Raw genomic sequence first — 14,929 nt, forward strand, 5'->3', positions numbered from 1 at the left:
AATGTAAAACTGATCCAGCCGGTGGCCATGGAGCCGGGTTTGCGGTTTGCGATTCGCGAGGGCGGACGTACTGTCGGGGCCGGTGTGGTAAGTAAAATTAATGACTAAGAGGTTTTAATACGTGGCAACACAACAAAAGATCAGAATAAAACTGAAATCATACGATCATAACCTGATCGATAAATCGGCAGAGAAAATTATCCAGACTGTAAAGTCTACAGGTGCGGTTGTATCCGGGCCAATTCCTCTGCCGACCAAGAAAAGTATTATTACAGTTAACAGATCTGTGCATGTTGATAAAAAATCACGTGAACAGTTTGAATACAGGTCACACAAGCGGTTGATCGATATTCTCTCAACCGGATCACAAACTGTAGATGCCTTGATGAAGCTCGAGCTTCCTTCAGGTGTAGATGTAGAAATTAAAGTTTAAATACATAGAGATAATGAGTGGTTTAATTGGAAAAAAGGTAGGGATGACAAGCATCTTTGATGAGCTCGGGAGAAGTATTCCCGTAACAGTCATTGAAGTTGAGCCCTGTACCATTACCCAGATAAAAACAGTGGAGACAGACGGATATAATGCCGTTCAAATCGCTGCTTTTGATAAAAAGGCCAAAAGTGTTACCAAAGCTGTAGAAGGACACTTCGACAAAGCGGGTACATCTGCTAAGAAAGTTGTTACTGAATTCAGAGATTACCTTCCTGAAGGACTTGAGCTTGGCGATCAATTAACAATTGAAGATGTATTCAATGTAGGTGATTTGGTTGACGTAGTTGGTATATCAAAAGGAAAAGGTTTTACCGGGGTTATGAAGCGACACAACTTTAGCGGTGTTGGTGACAGAACCCACGGACAGCATAACCGAGAAAGAGCTCCGGGTTCTATCGGTCAGGCTTCTGATCCTTCAAGAGTTTTTAAAGGGACCAGAATGGCTGGACGATCTGGCAATTCACGCACGAAAATTAAAAACTTGTCGGTTGCCAAGATTTTATCTGAATCCAATATGCTGCTTATTACCGGATCGATACCGGGAGCGAAAGGCGGCTATGTAGAAATTTATAATCAATCAGAGGAAGCGACCTCATGAAATTGACGATTCATAAAATTGACGGAAAAAGCAGCGGCAAAAAAGCTGAGCTGAGTGATTCGATTTTCGCCATTGAACCAAATGAAACGGTTCTTTACGAAGATGTTCGCAGAATTCTTGCCAATCGGCGCCAGGGCACAGCAAGTACCAAAGAACGAGGTGAAGTTCGAGGCGGTGGTAAGAAAGCATATAAGCAAAAAGGTACCGGTATGGCACGTCGTGGGTCTATCCGATCTCCACTCCTTAAAGGTGGTGGTACTGTTTTTGGACCCAAGCCGCGAAATTATACAGTACGTTTGACGAAGAAAGCAAAAAGACTTGCACGAAAGTCTGCACTGTCCTTGAAGGCATCTGAAGAAGCTATTTACATCACTCAGGATTTTTCTTTTGATGAGCCTAAAACGAAACAAATTGTTGACATTCTGGAAGCATTTAAGCTGAGTGGAAAGAAAGTACTTTTCTTAACGCCGGAAACTGATAATACGGTGTATTTATCAGCAAGAAATATTCCGGGAGTTTCTGTCCTGGAAGGAAATAAACCGACATCCTATGAAATTTTGGATGCAGATGTTTTGGTCATTCAGGAAGGTGCTTTAGCCATTCTTCAGCAAACATTTGAGCCTACAGTTGAGGAGGAAGCAGCATGAGTGTATTAGTTCAACCGTTAATTACTGAAAAATTGACCCGTCTTCAGGAAGAGCATCAGCAATATGCTTTTGAAGTTGACCGGTCTGCTACCAAACCACAAATCAGAAGAGCTATCGAAGAGAAATACCCGGATGTAAAAGTTGCCAGGGTAAACACGATGGTAATGCCTTCTAAGCCAAAAGGCCGATACACGAAGGGTGGATTTGTGGAAGGGCGAAGCAAAGTTTGGAAGAAAGCAATCATTACACTGAAAGAAGGCGAAATTGATTTCTTCGCAGAAATTTAAAACGAATTAAACAATGGCTACCAAACAATTAAAACCAAACACTCCGGGACAGCGACACAGAACGGCGCCTGTTTTTGACGAAGTTACTACAAACAGGCCGAGCAAGCGTCACACGAAAGGTCTTCATAAATCCGGCGGAAGAAATAACCGTGGCCGGATGACAATGCGCCACCGTGGCGGAGGACATAAGCGTAAGTATCGGGTTATCGATTTTAAAAGAGATAAAATGGATATCCCGGCAAAAGTGCAGACCATTGAATACGATCCGAACAGAACTGCACGAATTGCTTTGCTGGCGTATGCTGACGGTGAGAAGAGATACATTATTGCTCCAAATAAACTGAAAGTTGGTGACACTGTTATCAGTTCTGAATCTGCCCAACCGGAAGTTGGAAATGCAATGCCAATGATCAGCATGCCTCCCGGTACCTTCATTCATAATATTGAAATGGAACCCGGTAAAGGCGGGCAACTTTGCCGAAGTGCAGGAACAGTTGCTCAAATGGTAGCCAAAACAGAACGATATGTTACTGTTAAACTGCCTTCCGGCGAATCACGATTGATTTTGGGACGATGCTTCGCAACAGTTGGAGCAACAAGCAATCCCGATCATTTCAATACATCGAAAGGGAAAGCCGGAAGAAGCCGATGGCTAGGACGACGCCCGCATGTACGTGGTGTTGCTAAAAACCCGGTTGATCACCCAATGGGTGGTGGTGAAGGAAAAGCTTCCGGAGGCCATCCAAGATCACCATGGGGTCAGGCAGCGAAGGGTAAGAAAACCAGACATCCAAATAAATTATCGTCTAAATACATTGTTAGACGTCGTAAAACAAAGAATGCATAAAGTTTAGAAAGTATGCCAAGATCATTAAAAAAAGGGCCTTACGTCTATTATAAGCTGCAAAGCAAAATTGATGCGGCTAATGAAAGCAGCAAGAAAAAGGTAATTAAGACCTGGTCCAGAAGTTCAATGATTACTCCGGACTTCATCGGATTGACGATTGCAGTGCATAACGGCAAACAATTTATACCTGTATATATAACTGAAAATATGGTCGGACATAAGTTGGGTGAATTTGCACCAACCAGAACATTCCGTGGCCATCCTTTAAAAAAGGCAAAATAATTTAGATTGATTCATGGAAACGTCAGTATTAGAAGCCAGAGCAGTACAACGTCATTTACGTAAATCTCCCCGAAAGGTGAGGCTTGTTGCAGATGCTGTTCGCGGAGAACGTGTTGATAAAGCTCTGAAAAAACTTTCATTCATAAACAAAGGCGCATCTATTGATGTATCAAAAGTAGTTAAATCTGCTGCGGCCAATATCAGAGACAAGTTCCAGGAAGAGCGTCTGGATGACGACCAGATCTTCATCAAAACTATTTTTGTAGATGAAGGAGCTACATTGAAACGAATTCAACCCAGAGCTCAGGGCCGGGCTAACAGAATCAACAAGCGAAGCTGCCACATTACTGTAGTTGTAGCGAAGCAAGAAGAAACTTTAACTGATTAATTAAACGAGGATAATTTGGGACAAAAAACCAATCCAATAGGACTTAGACTTGGAATTATTCGAGGGTGGGATTCCAATTGGTATTCCGAAGATAATAAACAAGCTATCTTGTATGAGGATACCAAGTTAAGAGAGTATCTGCATGCTCGACTCAGAAACGGAGGTCTCTCCAATGTAGTGATTGAACGGACCCCGAAACGAATTCTTCTGACCCTCAATACTTCCCGGCCCGGTGTAATTATCGGTAAAGGTGGTGAGCAGATTGAATTGCTCCGAGAAGAGTTGAAGAAAATCACCAACAAGGAAGTTCAAATTAATGTTAGTGAGATCAAGCGGCCTGAACTGGATGCGAGTTTAGTTGGTCAAAATATTGCTCAGCAGCTCGAAGCACGTGTTTCTTTCCGTCGGGCAATGAAAACCGCGATTTCTTCTGCCATGAGAATGGGAGCAAAAGGAATTAAAATTAAATGTTCCGGCCGGTTAGGCGGTGCAGAAATGGCCCGAACCGAGCACTATAAAGAAGGACGGGTTCCACTGCATACTCTTCGTGCCGATATTGATTATTCAAATACGACCGCAAATACCATTTATGGATCTATCGGTGTAAGCGTTTGGATTTTCAAAGGCGAAATTATTGGTGATGTTGATCTTGCTCCCGGCTCGCAAGCCAAGCAGGAACAAGAGCAAAGCAGAGGCCGAGGCAGTCGTGGAGAAAGAAAGTCCCGAAGAAGCAGAAGACGTTCACGTAACTAATAGAAACAGAATACAATGTTAGAACCCAAACGAATTCATAGACGCCGCGTTCACCGCGACAAGCTTAAAGGAAACGCACAACGAGGCCACACGCTGGCTTTCGGAAGTTTTGGACTCAAAGCGATGGAGCCGAAATTCATCACTTCCCGACAAATTGAAGCTTGCAGGGTAACGATTGCGAGAACGCTTCAACGTGAAGGAAAAACGTTTATCAGAATTTTTCCGGATCGGCCTATTACCAGCAAACCTGCTGAAACAAGAATGGGTAAAGGTAAAGGTGCTTTGGATCACTTTATTGCTGTGGTAAAACCTGGAAGAATTCTATTTGAAATTGCCGGTGTAAGCGAAGACAAAGCAAAAGAAGCGTTGCGAAGAGCTTCTCATAAACTTCCTATAAAAACGAAATTTATTAAACGTCGCGATTACGATAGCGAAATTTAAGACGGACCGAGGATTATGAAAGCACACGAAATGCGTGAATTATCACTTACTGAATTAGAGGCCAGGATTGAAGATGAAAAAGAAGTATTGTCTGATCTTCACTTCAACAAAGCCATTGCAGGTCAGGTTGAAAACCCTGCAAGAATTAAAAACACCCGACGGGAAATTGCCCGTTTGAAGACGATTATTAATGAAAAATTAAGTGCTGAATAAATTATGGCAGAAGCACAACAACGATCACAAAGAAGAACACGAACCGGTAAAGTTGTGAGTAACCGCATGGATAAAAGTATTACGGTTGCGGTAGACAGACAGGTGAAGCATGCGATTTATGGCAAGTTCATCACCAAAACAACTAAATACATGGCACATGATGAAAACAATGATGCCAATCCTGGTGATACTGTTCTGATTATGTCAACACGACCTCTGTCCAAGAGAAAGTCTTGGAGACTGGTAGAAGTATTGGAAAGAGCAAAATAACGATCAATTTGTAAGGTAGATCATGATTCAAACGCAATCTTTACTGAATGTTGCTGACAACAGCGGCGCCAAAAAAGTGATGTGTATTAAAGTTCTGGGTGATTCCCGGAAACGATATGCTCGTATTGGCGATCTCATTTCATGCTCCGTAAAAACGGCTATACCCGGCGGAAACGTGAAAAAAGGAGAAGTGGTAACGGCTGTTGTCGTAAGAACCAAAAAAGAAATTCGACGTCGTGATGGAAGCTATATTCGCTTCGATGAAAATGCGGCGGTAATTATTAACAAAGAAAACGAGCCTGTTGGAACACGTATTTTCGGTCCCGTTGCCAGAGAACTCCGGGAAAAGAATTTTATGCGTATTGTTTCATTGGCTCCGGAAGTACTTTAAACTGAATCGTTATGCCCAGAAAGTATAACACGCAAAAAAAATTACACGTTAAAAAAGGCGATGAAGTGTTAGTCATTGCCGGAAACGACAAGGGTCAAAGAGGCCGTGTACTCATGGTAAATCCCGGAAAAGAACGAGTTCTTGTTGAAGGGATTAATATGAGAACACATCACGAAAAACCAACCCAGGAAAATCCCCAGGGTGGCCGGTTACATCGTGAAGCATCCATCCATGTATCGAATGTGATGGTGATTGACCCGACAACTGACGAACCCACCCGTATAGGAAGAAAGCGTATTGACGAAGAGGGTGGCGGACGTTGGGTTCGATACTCGAAAAGCAGTGGCGAAATTATTGACAAATAAGCAGAACCAGAATGGCAGAAGCAAGACTTTACACACAGTATAAAGAAGAGATTGTACCGAAGTTAAAAGAAGAGTTCGGTTACGAGAACATCATGGCGATTCCCAAACTCCAGAAGATTGTGATTAATGTTGGAGCAGGAGAAGCAATTAATGATGCAAAATACCTGGACTCTATTGTTGAAAACATCGGTGCAATTACCGGGCAACAGCCGGTAAAAACCAAGGCAAAGAAATCCGTATCGAACTTTAAACTTCGTGAAGGGATGCCTATTGGTTGCAAAGTTACTCTCAGAAAGAAAGTAATGTATGAGTTTCTGGATCGTTTGATTAACCTTGCTCTGCCAAGAACACGAGACTTTCAGGGTGTTCCAAATAAGAGTTTTGACGGCAGAGGAAACTACACGATGGGTATTAAAGAACATACCATCTTCCCGGAAATTGATGTTGATAGTACCAACCGGGTTCATGGAATGGACATTACATTTGTAACGAATGCAGAAACGGATGAGGAAGCATTCGCGCTTCTGAAGCATTTTGGAATGCCGTTCAAGAAGTAATTTTAATAGATAAAAAAGCAATAAGATAATGGCTAAGAAATCCTGGATTGCTCGAAACGAAAAAAGAAAACGAACTGTGGAAAAGTATGCGGAGAAGCGCAAACAGCTGAAAGAAGCTGGCGACTACGAAGCATTACAAAAACTTCCAAGAGATGCCAGTCCTACTCGTGTAAGGAACAGATGTAGCCTGACCGGGCGATCCCGCGGTTACATTAGCGAGTTTGGTATTTCACGGATTAAGTTCCGCGAATTGGCACTAGATGGAAAAATTCCAGGTGTTCGAAAAGCAAGTTGGTAAAACAGAGATAACACAAAATGAATAGCGACACTATATCAGATTTTTTAACACGCATTAGAAATGCTCAGCAGGCAGGACACCGCCGTGTTGACATCCCCGCTTCGAAAGTAAAGAGGGCTATGTCTAAAATTCTTGTAGACAAAGGATACATTAGCAGATTTATTGACATTGAAGATAACAAGCAGGGTGTCTTAAGACTGTTTCTGAAGTATGATGCTTACGGACAGCCGGTTATTCGGGAAATGAAACGAATTTCCAAACCGGGCCTTCGCAAGTACAGCTCCAGTGATAATTTGCCAAAAACATATGGTGGTCTTGGAATTGTGATTGTATCTACCTCCCAGGGAGTGATGACTGACAAAGAAGCACGAAAATTAAAAGTAGGCGGAGAAGTTCTCTGCTCAGTTTACTAAAATAGATTTATACGATTATGTCGAGAATAGGAAAACGACCTGTCCCAATTTCAGATAAGATCGAGCTTAGTATCGGGGCCGATAATGTGGTTACCGTAAAAGGCGAGAAAGGCAGCGGTTCTGTTAGAGTTCATCCGGACATTAAGGTTGAAACCAAAAACAATGAAATTATTGTGAGCCGCCCAAGTGACTCGAAAGAGCACAAATCTCTGCATGGCCTTTACAGATCTCTTCTGAGCAATATGGTAGAAGGAGTTTCTGAAGGTTATAAAAAACAATTGGAGATTATTGGTGTTGGTTACCGGGCAACATACACAAATGGTGTGTTGGAAATGAACCTTGGTTATTCTCATCCCATTTATTTTGTACCACCGGAAGGAATTGAGATTGAAGTTGATACCAAATCTCGTAAAAATCCCATTATTGTAATCACTGGGATTAATAAAGAGCTGGTAGGGCAGGTTGCCGCCAAACTGAGATCACTTAGAAAACCAGAGCCTTACAAAGGTAAAGGCGTTCGGTACCTTGATGAACAAGTAAGAAGAAAAGCTGGTAAATCTGCAGCTAAATAATCCATTAAGAATCTGAAACAATGAGAAAGAATAATTTAAAGCAGGAACGCAGAAACAAGATTCGGAGACGAATCCGTTCTACCATTCGTGGAACGGCTGAACGCCCGCGATTGTGCATTTTCAAAAGTAACAAGCATGTATATTTGCAGTTGATTAATGACCGGGAAAGTGCAACCATTCTCTCAGTTTCTACTCAAACTGCAGATTTGCAAAAAGAATTGAAAGACAAAGAGTCCGTTGAGGCAGCAAAAATTGTTGGAAAAGCTCTTGCTGAAGCTGCAAAGGACAAAGGTATTACAAAAGCTGTTTACGACAGAAGTGGATATAAATACCACGGAATTGTAAAAGCTGCAGCAGATGGTGCCCGAGAAGGAGGTTTAGACTTATAATTAATTGAATTATGCCAAAAGTAAGACGTAAACATAATATACCCGCAGCAAACTTAAACCTTGAAGAAAAACTGGTTCACATAAACCGGGTTGCAAAGGTTGTAAAAGGTGGACGCCGATTCAGCTTTAACGCCATTGTAGTTGTTGGAAATGGTGAAGGAGTTGTAGGGCACGGTTTAGGAAAAGCGAACGAGGTATCCGATGCGATCCAAAAAGGATTTGATAACGCAAAGAAAAACCTCATTAAAGTTCCGATTACCAAGTCCGGAAGTATTCATCATCCTGTTGTAGGTAAGGCCGGAGCTGGGAAAGTGTTGTTACGTCCTGCCTCTGCAGGTACGGGGGTAATTGCCGGCGGCGCTGTAAAAGCTATTTTGGATGTTGCCGGTGTGCATAACATCCTCTCAAAATCTCTTGGATCGGCAAATCCGCACAACATGGTAAAAGCCGCTTACGAAGCTTTGAGGCAATTAACCGATCCGGTAGAAGTTGCCCAGAGAAGAGGCGTTAGTGTTGAAAAAGTTTTTGAAGGATAAGAAATCGATTTAATACAGACTTCATTATGAAATTACACAATTTAAAAGCTCCCAAAGAGAATAAGAAAAACCGGAAACGGGTTGGCCGCGGCCAGGGATCTGGAATGGGTGAGCAATCCGGACGCGGACACAACGGGCAAAACTCCCGAAGTGGCGGTGGGGTTGGCGCCTGGTTTGAAGGTGGTCAAATGCCGCTTCAGAGAAGAATCCCGAAGTTTGGATTTAAAAACCGTTTTCGTACAGAATATCAGGCTTTAAATGTTCAAAAAGTCTCTGATTTCGTAGAAGCAGGAAAACTTTCTGAAGATATTTCGTTTGAAGATCTCGTGAATGCAGGAATTGTTCACAAGAATGACAAAGTGAAATTATTAGGAAGTGGTGAAACAGATAAAAAAATAAACATCGAGGTTCATGCCAGCAGCGAATCTGCAACAAAAAAGATTGAAGATGCCGGCGGATCAGTAACCATAATCTCCTAAAAGCCATTAGGTCAACTTCTTCATGAGCTTAATCGAGAATTTTAGAAATATCTTTAAAATTGAAGACCTGAGAAATCGCATTCTATATGTGGTGGGTATTCTCTTGGTCTATCGGCTTGGTAGCTACGTTACCATGCCGGGTGTTGATGCTACAATGCTTACCCAGCAAACAGGAAATGCCTCTGATTTATTGGGGCTTTTTGATCTTTTTGTGGGTGGGGCTTTTTCAAGAGCCGGTGTTTTTGCGTTGGGTATCATGCCTTATATCACAGCTGCAATTATCATTCAGTTGATGGGAGCTGCGGTTCCTTATTTCCAAAAATTACAGCGTGAAGGTGAAGAAGGACGGCGAAAAATTAATCGCCTGACTCGTTACGGAACAGTTGGTATTACTGCCGTTCAGGCGATTGGATTTGCGATTAATTTGATCGCAACATCTCCAAATGCGATTGTAGTAAGTAATACGGCATTTATTTTTACATCTATTATTGTATTAACTGCCGGAACTACTTTTGTAATGTGGCTTGGCGAGAGGATCACGGATCGCGGAATTGGGAACGGTATTTCTTTGATTATTATGATCGGGATTATAGCCGTACTTCCTCAAAACCTGATCAATGAGATTACCACAAAGAACAACGCAATTATTGTTATCGTAGAACTTGCCGGACTTGGACTTGTCATTGCATCTTGTGTGTTGTTAACACAGGGAGTTCGAAAAATTCCGGTACAATATGCAAAGCGTGTTGTTGGCCGAAAAGTTTACGGCGGAACCACACAGTACTTGCCATTGCGTGTAAATGCGGCTGGTGTTATGCCGATTATTTTCGCACAATCTATCATGTTTATTCCAAGTACAATCGGGACCTTTTTTCCTGAGAACCAAACTGTTCAGTGGTTAACAGCTTGGTCTGCAGATTTTACCGGAATTACATATTCAGTCATTTTCTTTATTGTCTGTGTGTTCTTTACGTTTTTCTATACGGCAATAGCCATCAACCCGAAAGAGATGGCGGATACCATGAAGCGCCAGGGAGGATTTATTCCCGGCGTAAGACCAGGCAAGCAGACTGTAGAATTTATTGACAATATTTTGACAAAAATTACGTTGCCTGGTTCTTTGTTTCTCTCTTTTGTAGCGATTTTACCTGCAATTGTAGCGAGAATGGGAGTTACTCCCGGATTTGCACTGTTTTACGGTGGAACCAGTTTATTAATTATTGTTGGTGTTGCATTAGATACGCTCCAGCAGGTAGAGAGCCATCTGATGATGAGACACTACGACGGATTTATGAAATCCGGGAAAATTAAAGGCAGACGAAGAGCTTAATGATTTTTCTGAAAAGTGAATCTGAAATTAAAAAGATGCGGGTAGCTGCTCAGTTAGTGTCCAGAACACTGGCCGAAGTAGCAAAAGAAATTAAAGCCGGCGTTGAAACAGGTACACTGGACAGGATTGCAGAAGAATTTATCAAAAAGAACAATGCGAGACCGGCATTTAAAGGATATGGTCCTAAGAATAGCCCGTTTCCCGCAACATTGTGTATTTCTGTGAATGACGAAGTTGTTCACGGAATTCCAGGGAAGCGAAAATTGAATGAGGGTGACATTGTTTCTATTGATTGTGGTGTAGAGAAGGATGGTTACTTTGGTGACCATGCTTACACATTTGCCGTAGGCGAATGCACCAAAGAAGATAAAGAGTTACTGAGAGTTACTCTTGAATCACTTTATAAAGGGATTGACCATGCCATTCACGGAAATAAAATGGGTGATATTGGCCATGCGGTTCAGATTCATTGTGAAAAAAGTGGTTTTGGAGTTGTTCGGGATCTTGTTGGGCATGGAATAGGAAAAGATATGCACGAAGATCCTTCAGTACCGAATTATGGTAAGCCTGGAAGGGGAGAACGCCTCAGAACAGGTATGACACTTGCCATCGAACCTATGATTACCCGTGGGAGTTGGAAGGTAAGAACGATGGATGATAAATGGACGATTCGGACAGCTGATGGATCCAACGCGGCACATTTTGAACACGATATTGTAGTGCGCGAAGGTGAGGCTGAAATTCTCAGTACTTTTGATTATATTACTGAGATCACGAAAAATGAAATTCTAGAAACAAATTATGGCTAAACAAGAGCCAATTAAGCAAGACGGAAAGATAATAGAAGCACTACCAAATGCGCAGTTTCGAGTAGAATTAGATAACGGACATGAGATATTGGCTCATGTTTCAGGTAAAATGAGAATGTATTACATCAAAATTTTACCTGGAGACAGAGTAGCCGTTGAAATGTCTCCATACGACTTAACAAAAGGAAGAATAACTTACAGGTACAAATAGGTGATATTATTATGAAGACCAAATCTTCAGTTAAGAAACGAAGTTCAGACGACAAGATCGTACGCAGAAAAGGACGAGTGTACGTCATTAACAAAAAAAATCCGCGGCATAAGCAGCGACAAGGCTAAATACAAAACTTTTGTTCTATGGCAAGAATTGCAGGGGTAGATTTACCCAAACAAAAAAGAGGTGTTATCGGCTTAACGTATATTTTTGGTATTGGTAAAACCACCGCCAAAAAAATACTTGATCAAGCTGGCATTGATCCAAATACTAAAGTTGAGAACTGGGATGAAGACCAGGTTTCAAACCTCCGGAATATCATTGATAATGAGATGAAGGTGGAAGGTGCGCTTCGCACAGAAATTAATGCCAACATCAGACGATTGATTGAAATTGGCAGTTATCGCGGAGTTCGCCACAGAAAAGGATTGCCGGTAAGAGGACAGCGTACCCAAACCAACGCTCGTACAAGAAAAGGTAAGAGAAGAACTGTTGCCGGTAAGAAAAAAGCCCCTAAATAATTAATTGCTAAACATCTGATTTATAATGGCAAAACGACAAAAAAGACCTACCGATAAATCGGCCCGTAAGAAAAGAAAAAAACAGGTAGCCGATCCCAATGGTATGGCATTTATCAAAGCTACATTTAACAATGTATTGGTTAGTGTTACTGATGCCAACGGAAATGTACTTTCATGGTCTTCTTCTGGTAAAGAAGGGTTTAAAGGGTCTCGAAAGAATACTCCGTATGCAGCACAGCTCAGCGCAGAGACTGCCGCAAAAGCTGCACATGATATGGGCCTTAGAAAAGTAGAAGTATTTGTAAAAGGGCCTGGTTCCGGTAGGGAAGCCGCCGTACGTGCTTTGGCAACTAGTGGTTTGGAAGTTACATCTATTAAAGACAGAACTCCGATTCCCCACAACGGATGTCGTCCACCTAAAAGAAGAAGAGTTTAAAATAATAAGTAAATAATAATGGCAAGATATAGAGGACCCAAACAAAAAATAGCCAGGCGTTTTAAAGAGCCTATTTTTGGCCCCAGTACAGCATTAGAAAGAAAACCTTATGGGCCGGGCCAGCATGGACGCAGCAGATTTACAAGAAAATCTGAATATGCAATTCAGCTTGATGAGAAGCAGAAAGCTAAATACACCTACGGTTTGCTCGAAAAACAATTTCGTAACATTTACGAAAAAGCAAACAGACAAGAAGGTGTTACCGGCGAAGTATTGCTTCAGTTATTGGAATCAAGACTGGATAATGTTGTTTTTAGATTGGGATTCGCAAAAACAAGACGACAAGCGCGGCAATTAACATCTCACAAACACGTAGTAGTAAACGGACAGGTAGTAAATATTCCGTCATATCAAGTGAAGCCGGGTGATGTAATTAGTATTCGTCCAAAGTCTAAAAACTTAGACCTGATTGACGAAGCATTGCAGAGCTATTCTACCAGCAAATACAAATGGCTTGAAACCGACAAAAAATCTAAAACAGGTAAGTTCTTAAACCTGCCTGTTATGGAAGAGATACCGGAAAATATCAACGTTCAGTTGATTATCGAGCTGTACTCTAAATAAATTAAAACTGTTTATATACGTTCACTATGAATAACTATAGTTTACAAATGCCTGAATCTTTAGAAGTGGAGAAAGATTCAGGAAATTTTGGAACATTTATCCTACAACCACTCGAAAGAGGTTTTGGTGTTACGATTGGTAATTCTTTCAGAAGAGTTCTTCTTTCATCACTTCCCGGATTAGCGATTACAGCTGTTAGAATCAATGGAGTGGAGCATGAGTATTCAAGTATCGATGGAGTTAAAGAAGACGTTTACGAAATCATACTGAATCTGAAGCAAGTTCGATTTAAGCAGGTAGAACAAAGTGGTGGAGTGATTAACCTTACTAAAGAAGGTCCTGGAAATCTGACTGCTGCTGATATTGGCGAGGCCACTGCAGATTTTGAAATTTTAAATCCCGATCAGCTTATTGCTACTCTGTCTGAAGATGTAAAACTGGAGATGGAATTTAGAGTAGGTCGTGGACGTGGATATGTTCCGGCTGAAGAAATGGCGTCTGATTTTGAAGATGATATCAATTTGTTACCCATTGATGCTATTTTTACTCCGATCAAATCCGTTCAGTTCGATGTCGAAAATGTTCGGGTTGGACAAAGAACAGACTATGAGAAGCTTGTAATGAATGTAACTACAGATGGTTCATTGAATGCCAAAGAGGCATTGACCATTTCTGGTAAGATTCTGAAAGAGCATATTGAGAAGTTTATTACCGAAAAAATTGAAGAACCATTTACTCAGGAAGAAGAAGAGGTAGATGCAGAGAAGCAACGAATTGCAAATCTTCTGAAAACCAGTATCGAAGATCTGAACCTGAGTGTTCGGGCTTATAACTGCCTGAAGTCAGCTAATATTAATACTATTGCTGAATTGGTATCCAGGGATGAACAGGATTTATTGAAATTCCGAAACTTTGGTAAGAAATCTCTTTCTGAACTGGTTGAAGTAATTGAAGAAAAAAATCTTGAATTTGGAATGGATGTTTCCAAATACATTGACAAATAAGAGGAATTTATTATGCGGCATCAAGTAAAAGGCAAAAAACTTAGCAGAAGTACGCCACACAGAAAGGCCACATTACAGGCACTTAGTGTTGCTTTGATTAAAGAGCACAGAATTAAAACTACTGTGGCAAAGGCAAAAGAACTGAGAACGTTTATTGAGCCATTGATTACGACTGCCAAAGTTGATAATACTCATAACAGACGAAAGGCCTTTTCATCCTTACAGAGTAAAGAAGCTGTTACGGCACTGTTTGAAACAGTTGGGCCGGCAGCCAAGGATCGCCCAGGAGGGTATACTCGGGTTTTAAAACTTGGATATCGATTAGGGGATTCTGCGGAGATGGCCGTTATCGAGCTTGTTGACTTTAATGATATTAAACCCGAGACAAAAAGCTCGAAGAAGAAAAGAACAAGAAGAGCTGGCAAGTCTAATAAACCGACTTCAGCCAGTGAATCGTCTACCACGACTACTAAATCTGATGATGCTGACACAGAGGAGACCAAATCTAAAAAGTCAGCAGAAACAGCAGAAGTAGAAGCTAAGGAGCAGAGCACATCTGAATCCAGCGAAGATACATCCTCGGAAGAGAAAGAGGATAAGTAGTCTCAAGAATTAATTTAATTTTTTGTCGATAATTGTTGACTTTAAATTAAAGAAATTCTTATATTGAAAATCTGCTTCGGAAATGGAGCAACGTTCTTTATAATATTGAAAGACAGACATAAACAGATTGTTTGAGTGGGCTGGGTAGAGGATTTTCCAGAGTGTACTA

General features: G+C 41.4%; 30 protein-coding genes. All 30 read left to right on the top strand.

All coding sequences use genetic code 11. From position 1 onward, the window contains the following. A partial coding sequence (locus tag L0B18_RS19445) for a hypothetical protein (protein ID WP_234573310.1) occupies positions 1–108 on the top strand: 108 nt, incomplete at its 5' end. Positions 109–121: 13 nt separating this feature from the next. Further along, a complete protein-coding gene (rpsJ, locus tag L0B18_RS19450; protein ID WP_234573617.1) occupies positions 122–433 on the top strand; it encodes a 30S ribosomal protein S10 in 312 nt (103 codons plus the stop codon). A gap of 13 nt (positions 434–446) precedes the next feature. Then, on the top strand, positions 447–1,091 hold the full coding sequence (gene rplC, locus L0B18_RS19455; protein WP_255695711.1) for a 50S ribosomal protein L3: 645 nt from the start codon (positions 447–449) through the stop codon (positions 1,089–1,091). After that, complete coding sequence (rplD, locus tag L0B18_RS19460) at positions 1,088–1,738, top strand: 50S ribosomal protein L4 (RefSeq protein ID WP_234573618.1); 651 nt, start codon at positions 1,088–1,090, stop codon at positions 1,736–1,738. Before rplC ends, rplD begins: the two co-directional genes overlap by 4 nt. After that, entirely contained in the window at positions 1,735–2,025 is a 291-nt protein-coding gene (rplW, locus tag L0B18_RS19465; protein ID WP_234573619.1) for a 50S ribosomal protein L23, read from the top strand. Before rplD ends, rplW begins: the two co-directional genes overlap by 4 nt. A gap of 13 nt (positions 2,026–2,038) precedes the next feature. Next, a complete protein-coding gene (gene rplB, locus L0B18_RS19470; RefSeq protein ID WP_234573620.1) occupies positions 2,039–2,872 on the top strand; it encodes a 50S ribosomal protein L2 in 834 nt (277 codons plus the stop codon). Positions 2,873–2,884: 12 nt separating this feature from the next. Next, positions 2,885–3,154 (top strand): 30S ribosomal protein S19, encoded by a 270-nt coding sequence (rpsS, locus tag L0B18_RS19475; RefSeq protein ID WP_234573621.1) that lies wholly within the window; start codon positions 2,885–2,887, stop codon positions 3,152–3,154. Between the two features lie 13 nt (positions 3,155–3,167). After that, positions 3,168–3,542, top strand: coding sequence for a 50S ribosomal protein L22 (gene rplV, locus L0B18_RS19480; protein WP_234573622.1), 375 nt, complete (start codon positions 3,168–3,170; stop codon positions 3,540–3,542). A gap of 15 nt (positions 3,543–3,557) precedes the next feature. Then, positions 3,558–4,295, top strand: a complete 738-nt coding sequence (rpsC, locus tag L0B18_RS19485) for a 30S ribosomal protein S3 (protein ID WP_234573623.1) — start codon at positions 3,558–3,560, stop codon at positions 4,293–4,295. 15 nt (positions 4,296–4,310) lie between these two features. Further along, entirely contained in the window at positions 4,311–4,736 is a 426-nt protein-coding gene (gene rplP, locus L0B18_RS19490; RefSeq protein WP_234573624.1) for a 50S ribosomal protein L16, read from the top strand. Between the two features lie 15 nt (positions 4,737–4,751). Then, positions 4,752–4,949, top strand: coding sequence for a 50S ribosomal protein L29 (rpmC, locus tag L0B18_RS19495; protein WP_234573625.1), 198 nt, complete (start codon positions 4,752–4,754; stop codon positions 4,947–4,949). 3 nt (positions 4,950–4,952) lie between these two features. Then, on the top strand, positions 4,953–5,219 hold the full coding sequence (gene rpsQ / locus L0B18_RS19500) for a 30S ribosomal protein S17 (protein ID WP_234573626.1): 267 nt from the start codon (positions 4,953–4,955) through the stop codon (positions 5,217–5,219). Between the two features lie 22 nt (positions 5,220–5,241). Continuing rightward, entirely contained in the window at positions 5,242–5,610 is a 369-nt protein-coding gene (gene rplN, locus L0B18_RS19505) for a 50S ribosomal protein L14 (RefSeq protein ID WP_234573627.1), read from the top strand. Positions 5,611–5,621: 11 nt separating this feature from the next. After that, entirely contained in the window at positions 5,622–5,975 is a 354-nt protein-coding gene (gene rplX / locus L0B18_RS19510) for a 50S ribosomal protein L24 (RefSeq protein ID WP_234573628.1), read from the top strand. An 11-nt stretch (positions 5,976–5,986) separates the two neighbouring features. Then, positions 5,987–6,532, top strand: a complete 546-nt coding sequence (rplE, locus tag L0B18_RS19515) for a 50S ribosomal protein L5 (RefSeq protein WP_234573629.1) — start codon at positions 5,987–5,989, stop codon at positions 6,530–6,532. Between the two features lie 28 nt (positions 6,533–6,560). After that, positions 6,561–6,830 carry a 30S ribosomal protein S14 gene (gene rpsN, locus L0B18_RS19520; RefSeq protein ID WP_234573630.1) on the top strand — a complete coding sequence of 90 codons (270 nt, stop codon included), beginning with the start codon at positions 6,561–6,563 and terminating at the stop codon, positions 6,828–6,830. A 17-nt stretch (positions 6,831–6,847) separates the two neighbouring features. After that, positions 6,848–7,243: a 30S ribosomal protein S8 gene (gene rpsH, locus L0B18_RS19525; RefSeq protein ID WP_234573631.1), complete on the top strand. Its 396-nt coding sequence runs from the start codon at positions 6,848–6,850 to the stop codon at positions 7,241–7,243. A gap of 17 nt (positions 7,244–7,260) precedes the next feature. Next, on the top strand, positions 7,261–7,815 hold the full coding sequence (gene rplF, locus L0B18_RS19530; protein WP_234573632.1) for a 50S ribosomal protein L6: 555 nt from the start codon (positions 7,261–7,263) through the stop codon (positions 7,813–7,815). Positions 7,816–7,835: 20 nt separating this feature from the next. Next, positions 7,836–8,204, top strand: a complete 369-nt coding sequence (rplR, locus tag L0B18_RS19535; RefSeq protein WP_234573633.1) for a 50S ribosomal protein L18 — start codon at positions 7,836–7,838, stop codon at positions 8,202–8,204. A gap of 11 nt (positions 8,205–8,215) precedes the next feature. Beyond that, positions 8,216–8,740: a 30S ribosomal protein S5 gene (gene rpsE, locus L0B18_RS19540; RefSeq protein WP_234573634.1), complete on the top strand. Its 525-nt coding sequence runs from the start codon at positions 8,216–8,218 to the stop codon at positions 8,738–8,740. Between the two features lie 26 nt (positions 8,741–8,766). Then, on the top strand, positions 8,767–9,219 hold the full coding sequence (gene rplO, locus L0B18_RS19545; protein ID WP_234573635.1) for a 50S ribosomal protein L15: 453 nt from the start codon (positions 8,767–8,769) through the stop codon (positions 9,217–9,219). Between the two features lie 22 nt (positions 9,220–9,241). Next, positions 9,242–10,549 (top strand): preprotein translocase subunit SecY, encoded by a 1,308-nt coding sequence (secY, locus tag L0B18_RS19550; protein WP_234573636.1) that lies wholly within the window; start codon positions 9,242–9,244, stop codon positions 10,547–10,549. Continuing rightward, on the top strand, positions 10,549–11,358 hold the full coding sequence (gene map / locus L0B18_RS19555) for a type I methionyl aminopeptidase (protein ID WP_234573637.1): 810 nt from the start codon (positions 10,549–10,551) through the stop codon (positions 11,356–11,358). The genes secY and map overlap by 1 nt, the downstream gene beginning before the upstream one ends. Continuing rightward, positions 11,351–11,569 carry a translation initiation factor IF-1 gene (infA, locus tag L0B18_RS19560; protein ID WP_234573638.1) on the top strand — a complete coding sequence of 73 codons (219 nt, stop codon included), beginning with the start codon at positions 11,351–11,353 and terminating at the stop codon, positions 11,567–11,569. The genes map and infA overlap by 8 nt, the downstream gene beginning before the upstream one ends. 11 nt (positions 11,570–11,580) lie before the next feature. Then, positions 11,581–11,697 carry a 50S ribosomal protein L36 gene (gene rpmJ, locus L0B18_RS19565; protein WP_083750331.1) on the top strand — a complete coding sequence of 39 codons (117 nt, stop codon included), beginning with the start codon at positions 11,581–11,583 and terminating at the stop codon, positions 11,695–11,697. 18 nt (positions 11,698–11,715) lie between these two features. Continuing rightward, positions 11,716–12,093 carry a 30S ribosomal protein S13 gene (gene rpsM / locus L0B18_RS19570; RefSeq protein ID WP_234573639.1) on the top strand — a complete coding sequence of 126 codons (378 nt, stop codon included), beginning with the start codon at positions 11,716–11,718 and terminating at the stop codon, positions 12,091–12,093. 25 nt (positions 12,094–12,118) lie between these two features. Then, positions 12,119–12,529 (top strand): 30S ribosomal protein S11, encoded by a 411-nt coding sequence (rpsK, locus tag L0B18_RS19575; RefSeq protein WP_234573640.1) that lies wholly within the window; start codon positions 12,119–12,121, stop codon positions 12,527–12,529. Between the two features lie 18 nt (positions 12,530–12,547). Beyond that, positions 12,548–13,153, top strand: coding sequence for a 30S ribosomal protein S4 (gene rpsD, locus L0B18_RS19580; protein WP_234573641.1), 606 nt, complete (start codon positions 12,548–12,550; stop codon positions 13,151–13,153). A gap of 26 nt (positions 13,154–13,179) precedes the next feature. Beyond that, positions 13,180–14,157 carry a DNA-directed RNA polymerase subunit alpha gene (locus L0B18_RS19585; RefSeq protein ID WP_255695712.1) on the top strand — a complete coding sequence of 326 codons (978 nt, stop codon included), beginning with the start codon at positions 13,180–13,182 and terminating at the stop codon, positions 14,155–14,157. A gap of 12 nt (positions 14,158–14,169) precedes the next feature. After that, entirely contained in the window at positions 14,170–14,760 is a 591-nt protein-coding gene (gene rplQ, locus L0B18_RS19960) for a 50S ribosomal protein L17 (protein WP_370647625.1), read from the top strand. The last annotated feature ends 169 nt before the right edge of the window (positions 14,761–14,929 follow it).

Origin of the sequence: Rhodohalobacter sp. 614A, from assembly GCF_021462415.1 — a bacterium.
GTDB lineage: Bacteria > Bacteroidota > Rhodothermia > Balneolales > Balneolaceae > Rhodohalobacter.

What these genes read in the sequence shown, in the direction of transcription:
- rpsK (WP_234573640.1), top strand. Translation starts at nt 12,119, where the DNA reads ATGGCAAAACGACAAAAAAGACCTACCGATAAATCGGCCCGTAAGAAA.
- rplR (WP_234573633.1), top strand. Translation starts at nt 7,836, where the DNA reads ATGAGAAAGAATAATTTAAAGCAGGAACGCAGAAACAAGATTCGGAGA.
- rplC (WP_255695711.1), top strand. Translation starts at nt 447, where the DNA reads ATGAGTGGTTTAATTGGAAAAAAGGTAGGGATGACAAGCATCTTTGAT.
- rplO (WP_234573635.1), top strand. Translation starts at nt 8,767, where the DNA reads ATGAAATTACACAATTTAAAAGCTCCCAAAGAGAATAAGAAAAACCGG.
- rpmC (WP_234573625.1), top strand. Translation starts at nt 4,752, where the DNA reads ATGAAAGCACACGAAATGCGTGAATTATCACTTACTGAATTAGAGGCC.
- rplP (WP_234573624.1), top strand. Translation starts at nt 4,311, where the DNA reads ATGTTAGAACCCAAACGAATTCATAGACGCCGCGTTCACCGCGACAAG.
- rpsH (WP_234573631.1), top strand. Translation starts at nt 6,848, where the DNA reads ATGAATAGCGACACTATATCAGATTTTTTAACACGCATTAGAAATGCT.
- L0B18_RS19585 (WP_255695712.1), top strand. Translation starts at nt 13,180, where the DNA reads ATGAATAACTATAGTTTACAAATGCCTGAATCTTTAGAAGTGGAGAAA.
- rpsD (WP_234573641.1), top strand. Translation starts at nt 12,548, where the DNA reads ATGGCAAGATATAGAGGACCCAAACAAAAAATAGCCAGGCGTTTTAAA.
- rplE (WP_234573629.1), top strand. Translation starts at nt 5,987, where the DNA reads ATGGCAGAAGCAAGACTTTACACACAGTATAAAGAAGAGATTGTACCG.
- map (WP_234573637.1), top strand. Translation starts at nt 10,549, where the DNA reads ATGATTTTTCTGAAAAGTGAATCTGAAATTAAAAAGATGCGGGTAGCT.
- rplX (WP_234573628.1), top strand. Translation starts at nt 5,622, where the DNA reads ATGCCCAGAAAGTATAACACGCAAAAAAAATTACACGTTAAAAAAGGC.
- rpmJ (WP_083750331.1), top strand. Translation starts at nt 11,581, where the DNA reads ATGAAGACCAAATCTTCAGTTAAGAAACGAAGTTCAGACGACAAGATC.
- rpsS (WP_234573621.1), top strand. Translation starts at nt 2,885, where the DNA reads ATGCCAAGATCATTAAAAAAAGGGCCTTACGTCTATTATAAGCTGCAA.
- rpsN (WP_234573630.1), top strand. Translation starts at nt 6,561, where the DNA reads ATGGCTAAGAAATCCTGGATTGCTCGAAACGAAAAAAGAAAACGAACT.
- secY (WP_234573636.1), top strand. Translation starts at nt 9,242, where the DNA reads ATGAGCTTAATCGAGAATTTTAGAAATATCTTTAAAATTGAAGACCTG.
- rplB (WP_234573620.1), top strand. Translation starts at nt 2,039, where the DNA reads ATGGCTACCAAACAATTAAAACCAAACACTCCGGGACAGCGACACAGA.
- rplD (WP_234573618.1), top strand. Translation starts at nt 1,088, where the DNA reads ATGAAATTGACGATTCATAAAATTGACGGAAAAAGCAGCGGCAAAAAA.
- rplW (WP_234573619.1), top strand. Translation starts at nt 1,735, where the DNA reads ATGAGTGTATTAGTTCAACCGTTAATTACTGAAAAATTGACCCGTCTT.
- rplQ (WP_370647625.1), top strand. Translation starts at nt 14,170, where the DNA reads ATGCGGCATCAAGTAAAAGGCAAAAAACTTAGCAGAAGTACGCCACAC.
- rplF (WP_234573632.1), top strand. Translation starts at nt 7,261, where the DNA reads ATGTCGAGAATAGGAAAACGACCTGTCCCAATTTCAGATAAGATCGAG.
- rpsE (WP_234573634.1), top strand. Translation starts at nt 8,216, where the DNA reads ATGCCAAAAGTAAGACGTAAACATAATATACCCGCAGCAAACTTAAAC.
- rpsQ (WP_234573626.1), top strand. Translation starts at nt 4,953, where the DNA reads ATGGCAGAAGCACAACAACGATCACAAAGAAGAACACGAACCGGTAAA.
- infA (WP_234573638.1), top strand. Translation starts at nt 11,351, where the DNA reads ATGGCTAAACAAGAGCCAATTAAGCAAGACGGAAAGATAATAGAAGCA.
- rplN (WP_234573627.1), top strand. Translation starts at nt 5,242, where the DNA reads ATGATTCAAACGCAATCTTTACTGAATGTTGCTGACAACAGCGGCGCC.
- rplV (WP_234573622.1), top strand. Translation starts at nt 3,168, where the DNA reads ATGGAAACGTCAGTATTAGAAGCCAGAGCAGTACAACGTCATTTACGT.
- rpsM (WP_234573639.1), top strand. Translation starts at nt 11,716, where the DNA reads ATGGCAAGAATTGCAGGGGTAGATTTACCCAAACAAAAAAGAGGTGTT.